This window comes from Streptococcus australis (genome assembly GCF_019930045.1).
Classification (GTDB): Bacteria; Bacillota; Bacilli; order Lactobacillales; family Streptococcaceae; genus Streptococcus; species Streptococcus australis_D.
The window spans coordinates 1-18,220 of the sequence record NZ_JAHZQQ010000028.1 but is presented as its reverse complement, the minus strand read 5'-3'; the positions used below and the strand labels follow the sequence as shown (position 1 = coordinate 18,220).

At 37.5% G+C, this 18,220-nt stretch carries 18 protein-coding genes and 3 tRNA genes; 8 read left to right on the top strand and 13 right to left on the bottom strand.

The genetic code is table 11. The annotated features are described in order from the left end of the window. Positions 1-5: 5 nt before the first annotated feature. The 8 genes from tilS to ychF all read right to left on the bottom strand — a co-directional run bounded on the left by tilS (position 6) and on the right by ychF (position 8,636). On the bottom strand, positions 6-1,280 hold the full coding sequence (tilS, locus tag K1J10_RS06525; protein WP_223356296.1) for a tRNA lysidine(34) synthetase TilS: 1,275 nt from the start codon (positions 1,278-1,280) through the stop codon (positions 6-8). Further along, entirely contained in the window at positions 1,280-2,563 is a 1,284-nt protein-coding gene (locus K1J10_RS06520) for a serine hydrolase (protein ID WP_223356294.1), read from the bottom strand. The genes tilS and K1J10_RS06520 overlap by 1 nt, the downstream gene beginning before the upstream one ends. Further along, positions 2,556-2,684 (bottom strand): SP_0009 family protein, encoded by a 129-nt coding sequence (locus tag K1J10_RS10725; RefSeq protein WP_263285400.1) that lies wholly within the window; start codon positions 2,682-2,684, stop codon positions 2,556-2,558. Before K1J10_RS10725 ends, K1J10_RS06520 begins: the two co-directional genes overlap by 8 nt. Continuing rightward, positions 2,684-3,052, bottom strand: a complete 369-nt coding sequence (locus tag K1J10_RS06515; RefSeq protein WP_135783073.1) for a septum formation initiator family protein — start codon at positions 3,050-3,052, stop codon at positions 2,684-2,686. Before K1J10_RS06515 ends, K1J10_RS10725 begins: the two co-directional genes overlap by 1 nt. Then, a complete protein-coding gene (locus K1J10_RS06510; RefSeq protein WP_135783072.1) occupies positions 3,045-3,311 on the bottom strand; it encodes an RNA-binding S4 domain-containing protein in 267 nt (88 codons plus the stop codon). The genes K1J10_RS06515 and K1J10_RS06510 overlap by 8 nt, the downstream gene beginning before the upstream one ends. A 63-nt stretch (positions 3,312-3,374) precedes the next feature. Beyond that, on the bottom strand, positions 3,375-6,887 hold the full coding sequence (gene mfd, locus K1J10_RS06505) for a transcription-repair coupling factor (RefSeq protein ID WP_223356292.1): 3,513 nt from the start codon (positions 6,885-6,887) through the stop codon (positions 3,375-3,377). Further along, positions 6,880-7,449 carry an aminoacyl-tRNA hydrolase gene (gene pth, locus K1J10_RS06500; protein WP_223356290.1) on the bottom strand — a complete coding sequence of 190 codons (570 nt, stop codon included), beginning with the start codon at positions 7,447-7,449 and terminating at the stop codon, positions 6,880-6,882. The genes mfd and pth overlap by 8 nt, the downstream gene beginning before the upstream one ends. A 71-nt stretch (positions 7,450-7,520) precedes the next feature. After that, positions 7,521-8,636: a redox-regulated ATPase YchF gene (ychF, locus tag K1J10_RS06495; protein WP_048690434.1), complete on the bottom strand. Its 1,116-nt coding sequence runs from the start codon at positions 8,634-8,636 to the stop codon at positions 7,521-7,523. A 158-nt stretch (positions 8,637-8,794) separates the two neighbouring features. On the opposite strand from ychF, the gene K1J10_RS06490 reads away from it, so the two are divergent. Next, positions 8,795-9,289, top strand: a complete 495-nt coding sequence (locus K1J10_RS06490; protein WP_223356288.1) for a DUF1307 domain-containing protein — start codon at positions 8,795-8,797, stop codon at positions 9,287-9,289. A 187-nt stretch (positions 9,290-9,476) separates the two neighbouring features. Here the strand turns inward: K1J10_RS06490 and K1J10_RS06485 are convergent, their stop codons facing one another. The 5 genes from K1J10_RS06485 to K1J10_RS06465 all read right to left on the bottom strand — a co-directional run bounded on the left by K1J10_RS06485 (position 9,477) and on the right by K1J10_RS06465 (position 14,654). Continuing rightward, complete coding sequence (locus K1J10_RS06485; RefSeq protein ID WP_048789287.1) at positions 9,477-9,668, bottom strand: DUF951 domain-containing protein; 192 nt, start codon at positions 9,666-9,668, stop codon at positions 9,477-9,479. Positions 9,669-9,731: 63 nt separating this feature from the next. Further along, the gene (gene dnaN, locus K1J10_RS06480) at positions 9,732-10,868 is read right to left on the bottom strand and encodes a DNA polymerase III subunit beta (RefSeq protein WP_006595327.1); all 1,137 of its coding nucleotides are present in this window, start codon (positions 10,866-10,868) and stop codon (positions 9,732-9,734) included. A gap of 160 nt (positions 10,869-11,028) precedes the next feature. Then, entirely contained in the window at positions 11,029-12,399 is a 1,371-nt protein-coding gene (gene dnaA, locus K1J10_RS06475) for a chromosomal replication initiator protein DnaA (RefSeq protein WP_223356286.1), read from the bottom strand. Between the two features lie 249 nt (positions 12,400-12,648). Next, complete coding sequence (locus K1J10_RS06470; protein WP_126405019.1) at positions 12,649-13,410, bottom strand: ParB/RepB/Spo0J family partition protein; 762 nt, start codon at positions 13,408-13,410, stop codon at positions 12,649-12,651. Between the two features lie 65 nt (positions 13,411-13,475). Further along, positions 13,476-14,654, bottom strand: coding sequence for a S1C family serine protease (locus K1J10_RS06465; protein WP_223356284.1), 1,179 nt, complete (start codon positions 14,652-14,654; stop codon positions 13,476-13,478). Positions 14,655-14,855: 201 nt separating this feature from the next. On the opposite strand from K1J10_RS06465, the gene rlmH reads away from it, so the two are divergent. The 7 genes from rlmH to K1J10_RS06430 all read left to right on the top strand — a co-directional run bounded on the left by rlmH (position 14,856) and on the right by K1J10_RS06430 (position 18,111). Further along, complete coding sequence (gene rlmH, locus K1J10_RS06460) at positions 14,856-15,335, top strand: 23S rRNA (pseudouridine(1915)-N(3))-methyltransferase RlmH (protein ID WP_125329322.1); 480 nt, start codon at positions 14,856-14,858, stop codon at positions 15,333-15,335. Between the two features lie 44 nt (positions 15,336-15,379). After that, positions 15,380-15,453 (top strand) — tRNA-Arg (locus K1J10_RS06455). Positions 15,454-15,694: 241 nt separating this feature from the next. After that, positions 15,695-15,838 carry a bacteriocin gene (locus K1J10_RS06450; protein ID WP_117744856.1) on the top strand — a complete coding sequence of 48 codons (144 nt, stop codon included), beginning with the start codon at positions 15,695-15,697 and terminating at the stop codon, positions 15,836-15,838. Continuing rightward, positions 15,838-17,157, top strand: coding sequence for a sensor histidine kinase (locus tag K1J10_RS06445; RefSeq protein WP_223356282.1), 1,320 nt, complete (start codon positions 15,838-15,840; stop codon positions 17,155-17,157). The genes K1J10_RS06450 and K1J10_RS06445 overlap by 1 nt, the downstream gene beginning before the upstream one ends. Beyond that, positions 17,158-17,910, top strand: a complete 753-nt coding sequence (locus K1J10_RS06440) for a response regulator transcription factor (RefSeq protein WP_006595334.1) — start codon at positions 17,158-17,160, stop codon at positions 17,908-17,910. It abuts the gene before it with no gap. 47 nt (positions 17,911-17,957) lie between these two features. Beyond that, positions 17,958-18,029, top strand: a tRNA-Glu gene (locus K1J10_RS06435). Between the two features lie 8 nt (positions 18,030-18,037). After that, a tRNA-Asn gene (locus K1J10_RS06430) sits at positions 18,038-18,111 on the top strand. Positions 18,112-18,220 lie beyond the last annotated feature (109 nt).

The following is an 18,220-nucleotide window of genomic DNA, read 5'->3' as shown; positions in this document are numbered from 1 at the left end:
CTTTTTTACCTATCTATTTTCTGGATATAAATTGTATCCTTCATTATACCATTTTTTAATTCCTTACTCAAATCACTGATCGCAATTTCAGGAATAGCCAGTATTTGTTTATCTTGTTCTAAAACCACCAGATTATTTCGTTGATCTAAAGGGATTTTTTGGTTAATCAACAATCTGCTAATTTTTCTATGGTGACCGTTCATCAGAATACGATCTCCCCTTTTACGGGGGCGAATAGAAACTGGATGGTTATTTGGAAGTGGGATAGCCTCCATATATGAATCGCTTGGTTCCACTCCAAATAAAAAGCGATAAGCACCTACTGTCTTTATGGTTCCAAATTGTAACAAATCTTCTGACATTCGGTCATCCGTCCTACGACTGATTTTCCGAATTTCAAAATAGTGATAATCTTTGTAAAGTTCATAACCATTCTTTAGAACTTGTTGCGTGTTAGATTTGGTCACTACTATTCTATGTAATTGTTCAAATTGTGCCCGACTTAATTGCAAATCTGGAAAACCAGCTAGATACTCTTCCAGCAAATAAATCTGAACAGCTGGTGATTGCTTTTGAAACTGCGTCACATCTTGTAGCTTCAAATCTTTTGTCAACTCTTTTAAAGCCTGGTGCCAATGACTGAGATCCTCTCCTAAGTTGACCAAAGCACTCGTCACTTGGGGATTTTCTTCTTCTAACAGTGGGAGATAACGATGACGGATACGATTACGGAAATAGTCTAAAGAGCGATTGCTTTTATCCTCATAATGAAAAATTTCTGGAAAATCCTTTTTTTTGAAATGTAAGAGGGGACGGATCAACATACCCTGTCCAAATGGTTGTTTTAAAGGAATACCTTTTAAATGCCGCGGACGACTTCCACGAATTAGACGCATTAAAATCGTTTCTGCCTGATCATCCATATGGTGAGCGGTGACGAGAGCACTACAAGCTTCTTCTTTCATAACTTTTTCAAAAAAGTCATAGCGGAATTGTCTAGCTCGGCTTTCCGAAAAAGGACCAGAGAAATGGGCAACCTTCAGTGGTAGATGTTTTGCTTCAGCTAATTCCCGAATTCCTCTTTCCTCCTGGTCAGCTTCAACGCGTTGGTGATGATTGACATGAGCAAGAACGAGTTCAATTCCCAATTGATGCTGGTAATGGTAGAGCCAATCTAGTAAGGTCATAGAGTCCACCCCTCCTGATAAAGCCAAAAGGACTTTTTGATGAGATTCAAAAAGCCCCTCCTTTTGACAGAACTGAAGAAATTTTTCTTTCATTACTGTAAGACCTCATAAATATCTTTGGCAATTGCTGAGATAGTCTCGTAATCAGAGTGATCCGTAAAAATAGCCAAAATAAATGGTGAATCTGTATAAACAATGGCGACATCATGACGGAAATCATATGCATCTCCAATCTTGTGAGCTACCTTGACTGGGATATCTTTTGAAATTCGTTGATCATCAAAGCGAGTATCCGACAAAGCATCAATGATTCCAGCATTTTGTTGGTAGATAGCTTCCATGACATTCCCTGCCATTTTGGCAGATGCCATTCTATTTTCTACATTCCACGTTTTTCCTGCAATCTTATTGGTCACCTTTTGAAATTCTTTATCTGATTGGTGCGTTACATAATAGCCTAAAATGTTTTGCGCAACATTATCGGATTCTTTGGCCACCCGGTTAATCAAATCAGCGACGGTATATTCCTTATCATCCGGTGTTTTTGAAATACTTCCACTGCCTTCTGGTTCATAAGCTCCAGGATAATCATTAACTTCTTTTGTATATTTTAAAGGAGTCTGCAAATCTACATGATTCTCATTCAACTCTTTTTGAGTATAGTACAAATATAAAAGCTTGGCTATACTGGCAGAATACATTTCCTGATCTTCATGTATCCCAGCAGTCTTTCCAGTATCCACTTGCTTCACGTAAACTGCAATTCCATCTTTGTTGTACTTCTGATTCAGAATCGCTTGGACTTTTTCCATCCGATTATCTGTAGCAGAAAGTTCATCTTTTGAAATCCAACCCTGGCCAGAAATTTCTAGGTAGGTCCCTTTTAAAGTTTTGGCACTCTTGGTGATTTCAACCTTGCTATAGGGAGTCAAACTTGTTTTTTTAACTTTTGCTCCATTCATCAGAGGTTTATCATAGACTGTGAAATCTCCAGTTAACCACAAGGTCTTCTTTTCTTCTGAAATTTCTAATACATTATCCTCAAAGATTTGATCCTGGTCAGCTACGACATACTGTTTATTGCCCAGTTTAAAAACAGACTGTCCTTGTTCGTTGACAAAGAGTTGTTCTACAGTAAAAGGAGTATCTGGTTTAATTTCTCCAGCTTTTTGACTCAATTCTGGGTCTGTATAGGTTACAATCGTCTGGTAGACATTTGGGTTAGAGGGAAGAGACACAAAATAATGTACATTTTCTCCATTCTGAACAGGATAGGAAGAATCTGAAACTAAGGGAGTGACAGGCGTTTTTTGATCTGACAAGGGTTTGGTCACCAAAAAACTAGGAAGAAGGAAGAAATAAATTAGTTTATGCATCCTCGCTCCTTTCTTTGCTGTTTTCTTGTAGTTTTAGTGATTGATTTTTTTTAGCTAATTCTTCTAATTTCGCATCAGAATGCTCTAAAAATTGTTGAACAGTTTTAATAATATTTTCCATTATTTTGGTAATAAATTAGGGATTGTATAGACATATTCGCCATCTTTAGAGAAGGAGTACTTGGCGCGTGCATATTTTGCAGCATACTCATCATCCTTTAGCTTGGCAGCAATATCTTTTTGGTACTCTTTTTCCTCAATGGTTTGCTGGTATTTTTCTTGCAATTGAACATATTGTTGTTTGCGTTCTTGCAAGGTCTGGTAACTCTGCGCTAGATTGTAAGTTGGTAAGATGAACAATAAAATAATCAAAATAAGAACCCAGCCCATGAAGCGATTCCGTTTTTTACGTTCTTCATCATGGTACTTGCGACGCTGGTGTTCATCCTGAATGTACTGATTGTTCATTTGAACTATATTTTTAGGCATTTTCTTCTATCCTTGTTTCACGAATGATTTCATACATTTTAGATGCATCTTCTTTTTTAGTGCTATCTAACATTTCCAAAACTTTCACCGTTAATAACTTATTCCCAAAGCGAACTTCAATTTCGTCATTTACCTTCAAGTCGGTTGAACTTTTCGCTAAAACGCCATTAACTTTGATGCGCCCCTTGTCAGCTACTTCTTTAGCTACAGGGCGTCTTTTGATAATGCGGGAAACTTTTAAATATTTATCTAATCTCATCGTATCACCTCTAATGTATTATTGTACCATTTTTTTAGAAAGAGCCTAGTAAAATCTTTCTTCCTAGTCTTGATTTTCCATTTTTTCCTGCTTGATGGCCAGTAATTTTTCCCCAAATTGTCGCAAGCCTGCTAAAATTTCGAAGTCTTTTTTATTTTTCACATCAAAGATTAATTCAATCAATCCTTGGCTTTCTGCAATACGAGCTTTTAATTTAGTTACTGATAAGGCAGCAAAATAATCTTGAGTCAAGAAAAGTTGCTTGGTAATTGGCTCAAATTTCACTGTTAGTTGCTGGTCTTTTCGATCGACTACTTTAACAAAGACCTGGTCCAGATAAGATTTGATAAACCCTATTTCTAAGAGATAGGCTACCACATCTGGGTATTCTCCGAATCGATCAATCAATTCATCTTGCAAGAGTTCATAATCTTCTTGAACTTGAATTTCTCGAATGCGTTTGTAAATTTCAATTTTTTGACGTTCATCGGAGATATAATCACTTGGAATGTAGGCATCAATTTGGAGATTGAGCTCTGCATTTCCTTTTTGGCGTTTTTTCTCTTTTCCTTGTTTCTTCTCAATCGCAGCTTCGAGTAACTGTGAATACATTTCAAATCCGACGGAATCGATAAAACCAGATTGAGAAGCTCCTAAAATATTCCCAGCACCACGAATAGACAAGTCTCGCATAGCAATCTTAAAACCAGATCCCAATTCAGTGAATCCTTTAATGGCTTCAAGACGCTTTTCAGAAACTTCTGTCAAGGTTTTATCCGGCCGATACATCAAGTAGGCGTAGGCAATGCGATTGCTTCGTCCAACCCGGCCTCTCAATTGGTAAAGGGTAGACAAGCCCATATGGTCGGCATTCTCAATAAAGAGGGTATTAGCATTTGGGATATCCACTCCTGTTTCAATAATGGTGGTTGTAACTAAAATATCATACTCACCTTCAATAAAGTCCATTAAGGTGTTTTCCAACCGCACTTCACTCATCTGTCCATGGACAAAACCAATAGAAGCTTCTGGAACCAGTTCTTGTAACTCTGAAACCTTTTGCTCAATGGTGTCTACTTTGTTGTAAAGATAATAGACCTGCCCTCCCCGATCCATCTCCCGACGAATGGCATCTCGGATAATGGTTGGATTGGTTTCTAGGACATAAGTTTGGACGGGATAGCGATTGGTCGGTGGGGTTTCAATAACAGATAGATCCCGAATCCCCAACATAGACATGTGAAGGGTCCGAGGAATGGGCGTTGCCGTTAAGGTTAAGACATCAACCTTTTTCTTTAACTCCTTGAGGGTTTCCTTGTGTTTGACACCGAAACGTTGCTCCTCATCAATCACAATGAGCCCAAGATCCGCAAATTCTACATCCTTAGATAAGAGACGGTGGGTTCCAATCAAAATATCGACCTGGCCTTTTTTAAGTTTTTCCAAGGTTTCTTTTTGCTCAGCACGACTCCGGAAACGACTCAAGACATCAACTTCTACTGGAAAGGCCTCAAAGCGTTCTTTGAAATTGGCATAGTGCTGTTGAGCTAGGACCGTTGTCGGAACTAATACGGCTACTTGTTTGTGATCTTTGACAGCTTTAAAGGCTGCTCGCATAGCAACTTCTGTCTTCCCAAAACCCACGTCTCCAACCAAGAGGCGATCCATAGGGCTTGAAGACTCCATGTCCTTCTTGATTTCTTGGATCGAGCGAATCTGATCATCTGTTTCAATATAGGGAAAGGCCTGATCAAAAGCTTCTTGGTTCTCATCGTCTGGAGTAAAGGCAAATCCTTGCAATTGGCTTCGCTCTGCATAGAGTTGAATCAGATCATCTGCAATATCCTCTACTTCCTGACGAACCTTTTGTTTGGCCTTTTGGAAACGACCATCGTTGAGTTTGTTGATTTTAGGAGGCTTGCCATCACTCGCAACATACTTGGACAGCATCTGGATTTGATCCACAGGAATGGAAATCCGGTCTCCATTTTGATATTGGATGGAGACATAGTCTCGATGGACGCCAGAAATTTCAATGGTTTCTAGTCCCAAATACTGACCAATTCCATGAACCTGGTGAACAACGTAGTCTCCCTTTTCCAACTCATTGTAGTTTTTTAACCGCTCCGCGTTGGAAATGGTTTGCCGACGAATCTTTCGTTTAACCTTTTTCTGGAAGATTTCTGTCTCTGTAATGAGGACAATCTTCTCATCCACAAAGTGGAAGCCACGCGCTAAACCGCCGATGACCAACTGGCTCTGTCCAGGATGAAGCTGATCAGGTGCAAGATAATCCAGATCAATCCCATAATCTCTCAAGTGCTCTTGTAACTGCTGGAAACCTTGTTTACTCGTCACCTGAAGAATAACCGTATAGTCTTGTTTACGGAAACGGTCAATTTCATCTTTTAAGAGAGTAAACTGACTGAAGAATTCCTGCATAGGGTATTGATTGAAAGAATAGAGGGCATCAAATCGCAGATTTCCCAAGCCTTTTTGGAAATTTGAAAAATAAGAAGCTGGTTTATAAGTGCGTAAAAGAGCACTATTGTCCGCAAAATACTGGGCTTCTGCGAAAGAGCGACTCTTTTGTAGGTCCTCTGTCAAAAGATTGGCAACTTCTACATCAAACTGCGCCTCCTGATCCATGATTTTATGGTAATCATCCAAAAAAACTGGAGCATGTTTAGGTAGATAATCAAAGAGGGTGTAGGTTTGCTGATAAAAAAGAGAGAGAAATTTTCGACTATCTGCATGAAGACGCTGGTGATGCACTTCTGTGAGAATCTCTGTCAAATAGGATTTGAACTCTGGATTGGGGCTTTTTTGAATCAGATTTTCTAGGTTCTTCTGTCCTCTTAGAAAATCATCTTTAGTTAGTAACATGTCACTAACTGGATGAACCGTTATCGCATCTAGATTTTCTAGTGAACGTTGAGTCTCTGGAGAAAAAGTCCGAATGCCATCAATCTCATCTCCAAAAAATTCTAGGCGATAAGGGAAATCTTGACTGGCTTCAAAAAGATCTACAATATCCCCTCGAAGACTAAACTCTCCCTGTTGGCTTACCTGTGAAACCTTTTGATAGCCCATGGCCAGTAGGGTATCTTTCAATTCTGTCAGATTTCGTTCTGCTCCAACAGAGAAAGATTGAATCATAGAGCTGACAGTCTTTGGATGAGGTAAGAGCAAACGACTACCACTTACATTGGCAATAACGATTCCTTCTTTTTCTGGAGCTAGGAGAAAGTCCAGAGCTTCCAAACGAGAAAAGATCCGTTCCTGGGAAGCAAAGACAAATTCTGCCAAGGGATTGTCATCTCCAAGGAAAAGATAGACCTTTTCTTCGCCTAATAATCCCAATAGATCACTGGCGAGACGTTCTGCTTCATTTTGAGAGGAGGTCAAGACCAAGACCTTGTGTCCGTCTTCGACAACTGTCGCCATGGTAATAGCTTTCGTAGACGAAGACAATCCTAGTAGTAGAGAGCGACTTCTTTTTTGCTGGTCCTGTTGCCATTTTCTGATATCTTTATTCTGTTGAAATAAATCAACCAGTGTCTTATATTTATCCATTGTATTGTTGCATTGTTATTTCAAACTGACCTTCTTTTAAATAAAAGCGAAGGGCTTCTTCTGATTTGTCGATAGCAAGGAGGATGGTAGCATAATCATCCTGATCGAATTTCCCTAAGACATGGTGGACTACTGACATGCCATGCTTGGGTCTCCCGATTCCAATCTTGATGCGATTAAAGGTCTGAGTTCCAATATGGTTGATAATTGATTTGATTCCGTTGTGGCCTCCAGCTGATCCTTTGGCCCGAAGACGAATCTTGCCAACTTCCATATCCAAGTCGTCATAAATAACGACCAAATCTTCCACCTCTAAGCCATAATAGGTCAAAAGCGCGTGCACGGCCTTGCCACTCTCATTCATAAAAGTGGTTGGCTTGACCAAAAAGACCTTTTCTCCATCTATAAAGGTGGATGTCACATCTGCTTGAAAAATCTTATCATGTGAAAAGGTGAGATTGAGAGACTTCGCCAGCTGATCCACTAACATAAACCCTACATTGTGTTTGGTTTCTACATACTTATCTCCCGGATTTCCCAATCCGACGATTAATTTTGTCATTTATTTTCCCTTTCAAAAGCCAAAAGGGCTGGAAGTTTTTTTCCAACCTTTTGGTTATTTACTTGTTTTTTTTATACATTGAAGCGGAATTCCATGATGTCCCCATCTTGGACAACGTATTCTTTTCCTTCTTCACGCAAGCGTCCAGCTTCTTTTACGGCCTTTTCAGATCCATATTTGACCAAATCATCATAAGACATGGTTACAGCACGGATAAATCCTTTTTCAAAGTCTGAGTGGATAATTCCAGCTGCTTGAGGAGCTTTCATACCACGTTTAAAAGTCCACGCGCGAACTTCTTTTTCACCAGCTGTGAAGTAAGTTCCAAGTCCAAGTAAATGGTAAGCTGCACGCGTCAACTTATCCACACCTGATTCTGTTAAACCAATGGCTTCAAGAAACTCTTTTTTATCTTCATCGTCTAATTCAGAGATTTCTTCCTCTGCACGCGCAGAAATCACCACTACCTCTGCATTTTCTGTTTCTGCGAATTCACGAATTTGTTTCACATAATCAATAGAGTCTGGGTCTCCAACCACATCCTCATCCACATTCGCTACATAAAGAACTGGTTTAGTGGTCAAGAGGAAGAGACCTTTGACAACTTTTTGTTCTTCGTCTGTGAATTCGATGGTACGAGCTGACTTCCCATCTTCAAGCACTGGCTTAATCTTTTGGAGGACATTAAATTCTGCAACGGAATCCTTGTCCTTTTGCGTACGGGCCATCTTTTCCACACGCGCATAGCGTTTATTCACAGATTCTAAGTCAGCCAGAATCAATTCTAGGTTAATGGTATCAATATCTGCTAGTGGATCGACAAAGGCATCTTCACGGCCTTGCTCCCGCATGACATTTTCATCATCAAAAGCACGTACCACATGGACAATGGCATCCACTTCACGAATGTTGGCCAAGAATTTATTACCAAGTCCTTCCCCTTTAGAAGCACCTTTTACAATCCCTGCTATATCTGTAAATTCAAAGGTTGTCGGAACTGTCTTCTTAGGAGTGATCATTTCCGTTAATTTTTGGAGGCGTTCATCTGGAACTTCTACCATCCCAACATTTGGATCAATGGTCGCAAAGGGATAGTTTGCAGCCTCTGCTCCTGCTTTTGTAATTGCGTTAAATAGGGTTGATTTACCAACGTTTGGCAAACCAACGATACCTGCTGTTAAAGCCATTTTTCTTCTTCTCCGTTCACATTTCAATCCCTTTTATTATAACATAATTCAAAGCACAAGATGATGAAAAAATGCTCTCCCTTAAAACTAACAGTCACCTGTCCAATTCCATAAGAATATGGTATAATCAAACCAATAATAATAAAGGAGTTTTCGTCATGAAAAAACTATCAATTAAATCGATCCTTCTGCCTCTTTTAGCTATCTTTACTCTCTTTCTTCTGGGAGCTTGTGGACAAAGTACAAAAAAAGGTTACCTTCAATTGATTGACCAAGATAAGAAAACAGACATTCGTGTCATTGTTGAATATCAGGGTGATAAAATTCTAAGTACAGATTCTACAAGTGTTATCTACTACGAAGGTACAGGATTGCCAAAAGAACAATTAAAAAAAGTTATTGATGAATACGATAAAAAATTCAAAGATGTCAAAGGATTCTCACACTCTGCAGAATATAAGGATGACTATGTCGTTGAAAAAACAAAGATTGATTATACCAAGGCAGATTTAAAAGAATTACAAGAAAATCAGTTAATTGCTGCACAAGAAAATCAAAATGTTGATTACATTGGCTACAAGACAACACTTAAAACCTTTAAATCTAATGGCTTCAAAGAAGTAAAAGATGGAAAATTTGAAGAATTAAAATAATAATACAAAAGAGGCTGGGACAAAAGTCCTAGCCTCTCAATTGTCTTTGGATTGTCGAGCAAGACGCAGTGGTTGAGTGGGCTCTACTACGCTGATTTCATCAGCTTTTACAGCCCTACTCAACTGTGCGGAGGTGGGACGACGAAATCGAATTCTAACCAATTACCGATTTCTGTCCCACTCTCTTTTACAATACTTTTTTCATTTTTCGATCAAAATCATGACGGCTCATCATGACTATATGATCACAATTGCTACAACGAATTTTAATATCTGCCCCTACTCGTCGAATTTCCCAACGATTGGCTTTTTTCCCTGTTGCTTTGATGATACAAGCATGGGGTTTTTTCATTTCTACAAAATCACCGACCTGATACATGGATTTTCCTTTCATCAACATATAAGACGAAAAGCTAGCCTGTTCAATGCTAGCTTTTGGCCCTTAATTGGTCCGAACTGGTGTAATTAATTGAATGAAGCGTTCAGATTCCTCTGCTGGTACCAAAGTAAAGGGACGAACTGCAGAGATGAAGCGAATGACGACTTTTTCACTTTCAATGGCTTTCAAAGCGTCGATTAAATAAGTTGGATTAAAGCTGATGTTTAAATCATCCCCTGAAACTGCTTCTGTATCAATTTCTTCATTCACGCGCCCTACCTCAGGAGAATTGACGTGGGCAGAAACGACCCCACTAGCGATTTCTAATTTAACAGTACCGTTTTGAGTAGCATTAGACAACAAGCGGGCCCGTTCCATGGCTTGGCGAAGATGAGCAACTTTAAAAGTTACTTCCGAACTAAACTCTGTTGGAATCAAGCGATCCGTATCTGGATAGTTTCCTTCCAATAGGCGTGTGTAGAAACTGATATTGTCACTTCTAAATAAAATCTGGTTATTGGCAAAGAAGACTTCAACCTGTTCAATCTCATCTGAAAAGACAGACGTTAATTCGCGTAAAGAACGGCTTGGAATCACAACATCAAAGTTATCCCCATTTTTTTCAAGGGTAATATTTTTTTGACTCATTCGATGAGAATCCGTTGCCACCGTTTTTAATTCCTTGTGATCAGAAAGAACAAAATGAACTCCTGTCAAAATCGGACGACTTTCTTGGGTACTTGCTGCAAAAGCTGTCTCAGAAATGATTTTCTTCAAAGTTTGAATTGGGAGCGTTAGAGGGTTGCTGGCTGAAATTTCTTGGATGCGGGGATATTGTTCTGCATCTTTCCCTTTAAGGGTAATTTCTGATTTTCCACTAACTAATACAATTTGTTTTTGTTCGATTTCTTTCACATCTAAAACGACATCTGGTAGACTGGACACAACATTGATAAAGAAAGTTGCTTCTAAAAGAATAGCACCTGGTGTCGTTACTAGAAGGCCTGCATTTTCATCTTTAACAGAAATAAAGTATTCAATTGAGATTTGTCCATTTGATCCAATGAGAGTAATCCCTTCAGAAGTTACATCAATCTTAATAGTGGATAAGATTGGAATTGCATTTTTTGAACTAATGGCTCTTTTTGTCGTATTTAAAGCTTGCAGGAAATAAGCCTTGTTAATAGAAAAATTGATCATGAGATCTCCTTTTATTATTTTAGTATTAGTAAGTTAATAGTAATAGTAGAGTGTGTGGAACATGTGGAAAACTCGTCTAAAGCCAGACAGGAATTGAAAAGTGCCTTGTTCACAACATGTGGAAAAAGAAGCAAGTTTTTCTAGGATTGTCCACATAGGATTACTTTAATTTTTTCTTGATGGTTTGAATCTCGAGTCTGAGATTGTCATCAATTTCGATCATCCCTTTGATTTTTTCATAAGCATGCATGACCGTTGTGTGGTCTTTTCCTCCAAATTCACGACCAATACGAGGAAGACTATTGTCGGTCATCTCGCGGGCGAGGTACATAGCTACTTGTCGAGCTAGGACAATATTTTGAACCCGTCGAGAGCCTTTCATTTCATTGACACTGACATTGTAAAATTTTCCAACTTCTGTTTGGATCTTTTCAATAGGAATCACCGTAATTTGTAAGGCTTCATTCTTACGAGCTCGAATGGCTTCAGCTGCGACATCAATTGTAATATCTTTGATTTTTTTAACTCTTGCCACGAGAGAGATATCATTCAACGCACCTTCTAAGTCTCGGACGTTAGAATCAAATTGACCTGCTAGGTATTCGAGTGTATCATCCGGGAAAGTAAAGTCCAGGTCTTCGATTTTATTTCTCAAAATAGCGATTCGAGTTTCAAAATCTGGCGGTGTAATATTTTGCGTCAAGCCCCACTTAAAGCGCGTGACAAGACGTTCTTCTAAGCTATCTAAATGATCAGGACTACGATCGCTTGTTAGGACAATCTGCTTATTATCCCCATAAAGAGCATTAAAGGTATTAAAGAACTCTTCTTGAGTTGTAACCTTTTTTCCTCCAAGCGATTGAATATCATCAATTAAGAGCAGATCCAAGTTTCGATAGGTCTTTTTAAAAGTATCCATATCATTGAGGCGAAGACGCTCTAAAAATTCATTGATAAATGATTCTGCTGGGATGTATTTTACTCGAGCATTTGGGTAGTTTTCCATAATCTGATTCCCAATCGCGTTGAGCAAATGCGTTTTACCTAAACCGGGTCCTCCATAGATAAATAAAGGATTATAAGTGGTAGCAAGGTTTTCAGAAACTGCTAAAGCGGCAGCCAAAGCCCATTGATTTCCGTCTCCACTTACAAAATTATCAAAGGTGTATTTCTTTTTTAATCCTGTTTGGATAGGAGGCAAATCTACTATCGGAGCATGGCTCACTGCATAGTCTCTATTCATTTCTGAAAGGGGAATAAACTCCTTTTCTTCTTCCTCTTCTTCAAGATTGAATTGATAGGAAATGGTTAATTCTACTGCATAAATTTCAAATCCAGCAGTCAGAATCACCTTTGTCATATTTTCTTCCCAGAATAATTTTTTTACTTCTGCATCTAAATAAATAACGGCTTCTTGTTGATCGACTTTGATGAGTCTTGAAGTAAGGACAAAATAGTCAAAGATTTCTTTTTTAAATGTCTTTTTACTTAATTCAATCACACGATTCCAGAACGTTTCTTCTCTTGACACTTATCGCCCTCCTATTCATTTTTACTTGCTATGTTTTTCTTATTTTATCATAAAAGGAGGGAGTTTTCCACAACTTGTTCTGAGGGAATAAAAAAGAGTTTTTTCCACAATATGTGAATAGTTATCCCCAATGTGTGTAGAAGTTTTCCACAAGTTGGGGATAAGAGAGAAGAAAGTAGGAATATCAAGTATGGAAGAGTTTTAAATAAGTGGATAAATCTGTTAATTGTTCTATAAAAAATAACAGCCTCATTTGAGACTGTTAATAATTCGTTGGTATTCATCAAGGTTGTTAAATGAAATATGGATACTGCCTTTTTCTTGTTTCGTCAGATGGATTTCTACTTCGGTTCCTAGAATCTTTTTTAGTCTATTTTCTTCCTGTGCTAAAAAGAGTTCTTTCTCTTTTTTACTTGGCCTTTTCTTTTTTTGACCAACCTTTTCTTCCAAACTACGAACGCTTAGTCCTTCTTTCAGAATTCGTTCCAGCCAATAGATTTGTAGATCTTCCTTTAAGGGAACTAAAATGCGGGCATGTCCTTGTGAAATTTGCTCGTTTTTGATTGCTTCTTTGACAGCTGGTGAGAGATGAAGCAACCGGACCATGTTGCTGATGTAAGGCCGAGATTTTCCCATAAATTGAGCAATTTCTTCATGGGTAGCCCCTTTATCAATAAGATGTTGGTAGGATTCGGCCTCTTCAATTGGATTCAAATCTTCTCTTTGTAAATTTTCGATAATGGCTTGTTTAATCATGTCATCATCTGATAATTCTCTTATAATCGCTGGGATTTCTTTGAAACCAGCTATTTGAGCTGCTCGGTAGCGTCTTTCTCCAGCAAGTAGTTCATAACCAACAATCGGAGATTTTCGAACAATAATGGGTTGGATTAATCCATTTTCTTTGATTGAGGCTGCGAGTTCTTCTAATTTCTCTTGTACAAAGGTTTGACGAGGTTGAAAAGGATTGGTTCGTATTTGCTTTACGTCAATAATATCAATTTTTTCCATGTTGTATATAGCATAACACACCTTTACAATTTCGTAAAGGTGTGTTGACACTGTTGTAAATTTACTTAATTTCCAAGATTTTCTGTAGATTTCGTTAGTTCAATGGTTGCTGTTTTTTGCTTACCATCTCTATAGAAAATAACTTTGATTTTATCACCAATTTGATGAGAATAGAGGGCAGATTGTAAATCTGCAGTTGATTCAATGGTTGTATCATCGATTTTTGTAATGATATCTAAACGACGTAAATACTTGGATGCCGGCATATCATTTTCAACTGAGCGGACAAGAACCCCACCTTTGAGTTTGCTTGGAATGTCTAATTGGCTAAGATCAGAAGAGGATAGGTTAGCCAGGTCCATCATGGTAATTCCAAGAGCTGGACGAATGACTTTACCATCTTTTTCTAAATGTTCAATAATATTTTGCACATCATTTACAGGAATAGCAAATCCCATTCCTTCAACCGCAGTTTGCCCATTTGAAGAGATTTTACTTGAGGTAATTCCGATGACTTGTCCCTGAATATTGATAAGGGGACCACCAGAATTTCCTGGGTTGATGGCAGCGTCCGTTTGCAACGCTTTTGTAGACACATTTTGGCCGTCTTCTGATTTGAGCTTCACAGTACGTCCGAGACTAGAGACAATCCCTTGGGTAACGGAATTGGCAAATTTTGTCCCTAAAGGACTACCAATAGCGATTGCGGTCTCTCCGACAGTCAACTTAGATGAATCTCCAAATTCAGCCACGGTCGTAACATTGTCTGAACTGATTTTGACAACCGCAATATCTGAGAAGGTATCGGAACCAACAACTTCTCCGGAAACTTTATTTCCGTCTGCAAAGAGAATATCTGCTTCTGTTGCTCCCATTAACACGTGAGCATTGGTTACTACATAAGCGTCTTTACCATCTTTTTTATAGATAACACCTGAACCTTCACTAGCTACTTCTGGATCAGTATCTGTTTCTCCATTGATGAAGCCTTTTTCAGAGGTTTCAGCGTAGGTAATAACAGAAACAACAGCATTTTTAACCTTATCAACGGCTTCACTAGTTGATGTTGTATTCTTATAAGCACGATTGACTTTGGTAGATTTTATTTCTTGACTAGAATTTGTAGAATTCCCCTTGGTAAACTGGAAAGAGGTCAAGGTCCCTAAGATTCCTCCAGTAAACCCAATGACAAGAACAAGCAAAAGTTGCAAAACTTTTTTTAGAAAATTTGATGGTTGTTTCATAGTTTTCTCCTATTGTTCCAATTATGGAAAAGTATAGACCTAGTTTCTTAATTATAACTTAAAATGGAATTTTTTTCCACAAGTTGTGGAAAACTGTGTACAAGTGTGAAAAACGTGAGTATAGAGCCATTTTTTGAAAGATAGATGCAGGTTTATTTGTTTAAGACTTGTGTATAAGTTCATTTGTGTTAGAATATGAATATGAAAATTAAGATTGTAACAGTTGGAAAATTAAAAGAAAAGTATTTAAAAGATGGAATCGCTGAATATACTAAACGTTTGGGGCGGTTTACGAAGATAGAAATGATAGAATTACCGGATGAAAAAACTCCTGATCGGGCTAGTGATTTAGAAAATCAGCAAATCCTAGAAAAAGAAGGAAATCGCATATTAGCTAAAATTGGAGATCGTGAGTATGTGATTGCCTTAGCGATTGAAGGGCAACAATTTCCATCTGAGAAGTTTAGTCAAACCTTAGAAGAGGTGACTGTACGAGGGTATTCTGAAATTACCTTCGTGATTGGAGGGAGCCTAGGCTTATCTCCAGCTGTTAAAAAACGAGCGAATTTACTTATGAGTTTTGGAAAGTTAACCCTTCCCCATCAATTGATGAAGCTTGTTTTAATCGAACAAATCTATCGGGCATTTATGATTCAACAGGGAAGTCCCTACCATAAATGAATCTTGACGCTCCTCCTATTTTCTGATAGAATAAGAAGACATCTGGTCTCATAGCTCAGCTGGATAGAGCATTCGCCTTCTAAGCGAACGGTCGCAGGTTCGAATCCTGCTGGGATCAAAATAAAAAAACGTGATTTTTATACAAATCACGTTTTTTATTACTTAGTTTTTTAAAAAACTAGAGTTTTTCTAAACAGATGGGATAAAAAAATTGCAAAAACTAGATTTTTCGTACCAAATAGCTGTAAAAATGAACCAAATAGCGGAAATGTTAAAAAAGTCTTTGATTTTTTACTAAAATTTATGTATATTAAATTTAATAATTTAATGATCAAATAAATTATAAGGAGATTTTTTTTATGAAAAACAATCCATCAACAGTTTCTAAGGCATTTAAAGTTCTTACAGAAAAAGAATTGCAGCAAATCTGTGGAGGGGATAAACGCAAGAAGAACAACTTTTCTGAACTTATTGGGCTTATTTTTGGTAGGGGAGGAAACTGATGTTTCTAAATACCCTATTTTCAATTTTAACTATTTTTACAATTATTTTATCCTTTTTAAAAATTGATCAAAAACTTAATAAGTACAGTCATAGTTTCATTTTAGGATTAGGCATTGTTGTTGTATTTGTGATTACAATGTTTTTAGATTATTTTGATTTAAATATTGATTATCTAATGTTATGTCTATGGCCACTATTTCTGTATCTTTATTACTATTTTATTTGTAATCTTCAACGTCAGATAGCTATTTTATATTCATTCGTCATTTATTTAGCAGTTGAAAGTACAGATACATTTTTATCTGTAATCACTTCTTCTGTTTTTGGTGATAGTATAATTCATCAATGCTCTGACTATTATTTTTTGACTATCCGAATTATCTCACTTGTTTTAATCATGAAGATATTAACCATTCTCGAAGTGAATCTTCTCTATTTTAAAGAGCGGGTTTTTAAGAAATTTGTCCAGGAATTGATTGTTAGTTATCTTATTTTAACCTTAGTATTGAATGCTTCTCATTGGATAAGTGATATTGGTCATTTCAATAGTTTTGGTAGTATGGTAGCAACGATTTGTTTCTTGATCTTTATCGGAACCATGGTTCAAATGAAGACGGTTCGAGATCGTTATGAAAAGAAAATGGAGTTGAAGCAAAAGAGGTTTGAACAGCGCCAAATGGAGCAGTATATGAATAAAATTCAAGGCCTCTATTCAGAATTAAAAGGTTTTCGTCATGATTTTGGAAATATTATCACTTCCTTAAATTTAGCGATTGAGGAAGAAAATATTGAGGATATTAAACGAATTCAAAGAGATGTTCTTGAGGAATGCTATGGCCAACTCCAAAAAGAAGAATATACAGGATTTGACCTAGGTAATATTCGAGATTCTGCTTTGAGAAGTATCCTAAGTAGAGGATGGATCTATGCGGAGGAAATCGGTGTCAAACTAACCTTTGAAACAGAAGATATTATTGAAAAGGTTCCAATGAGATTGTTGGATCTTGTACGAACCGTCGGAATTTTAGTCAATAATGCTATTGAAGCTGCTAAAATGAGTCAAGAAAAAGAAGTTCAAATAGCTGTTTTTAATATGCCGAATGGAGTGCATCTGATCATAAAGAACTCTATTTCTGATGAGCCGATTAATTGGAATAAACTCTATGAAAAGGGATTTTCAACTAAAGGGGATCGTAGAGGAATGGGGCTTGCGATTGTAAAAGATCTTATTGGAGAATATGCTGCTATTTTTCTAGAGACAGAATTGATCAATGGAAGATTTACGCAAAGCTTAGTTATTGGAGAGAAAGGAAGATAGATGAATATTGTATTGCTAGAGGACGAAATTTCTCAACAAGTTCGAGTAGAGAAACATGTAAAAGCTATCGCTGAGGAGGAAGGCCTACGATTAAATATTGTTTCCACCAGTAAAATAACTGAACTAAAGGAATATCTAACCAATGGTGATTTTCATCAGCTTTTCTTCCTTGATATTGATATCAAAGGGGATGAAAAAGCTGGTATCAAGGCAGCTCAAATGATTCGTGAGGTCAATCCTTTTGCGATTATTGCCTTTATCACGACGAAATCGGAATTTGCTACCATTACCTATCGTTACAAGGTATCAGCTCTTGAATTTATTGAAAAAACCTTGAATGAAAACTTATTTAAAGAAAAAATTCGAGAATGCATTCTTTACTTGAAGAAGAATGTGATTGAAAATAAAAATATCATTGATTTCTTTGAGTATAGTTTCAAAAATATGGAAATTAGAGTGCCATATCGAGATATATTGTACATTGAGACAACTGGAGTTTCCCACAAATTGCGACTTGTTGGAAAGAATTTTCAAAAGGAATTTTTAGGGACTATCAAGGATATACTTGAAAAAGATGTGGACAATCATTTCTTCAGTCCTAATCAGTCTTATCTAGTGAATCAAAGAATGATTGTCAATTTTGATCGTCGCAAGAGACTCTTGATGTTAGAAGAGGAGACAACTTGCCCTGTTTCTCGTACACAGGTGAAAAGGGTCGAAGAATTATTAAATAAAATACAGAAAAAGGCTTGACAATTTTTGAATCGATGGTATAATGGGATATGTTCTGTTAATGACATGGTCCGTTGGTCAAGGGGTTAAGACACCGCCTTTTCACGGCGGTAACACGGGTTCGAATCCCGTACGGACTATATCTCATTCCGCCATAGCTCAGTTGGTAGTAGCGCATGACTGTTAATCATGATGTCGTAGGTTCGAGTCCTACTGGCGGAGCTAAACTAGCATCCTAAGGGATGCTTTTTTTGTTTGATAAATTGCAAGAATAAGTGCAACATTTACTTGAACTCATCCTCTAGAGCTTCACAAGCAGTTCTGTAAGCTA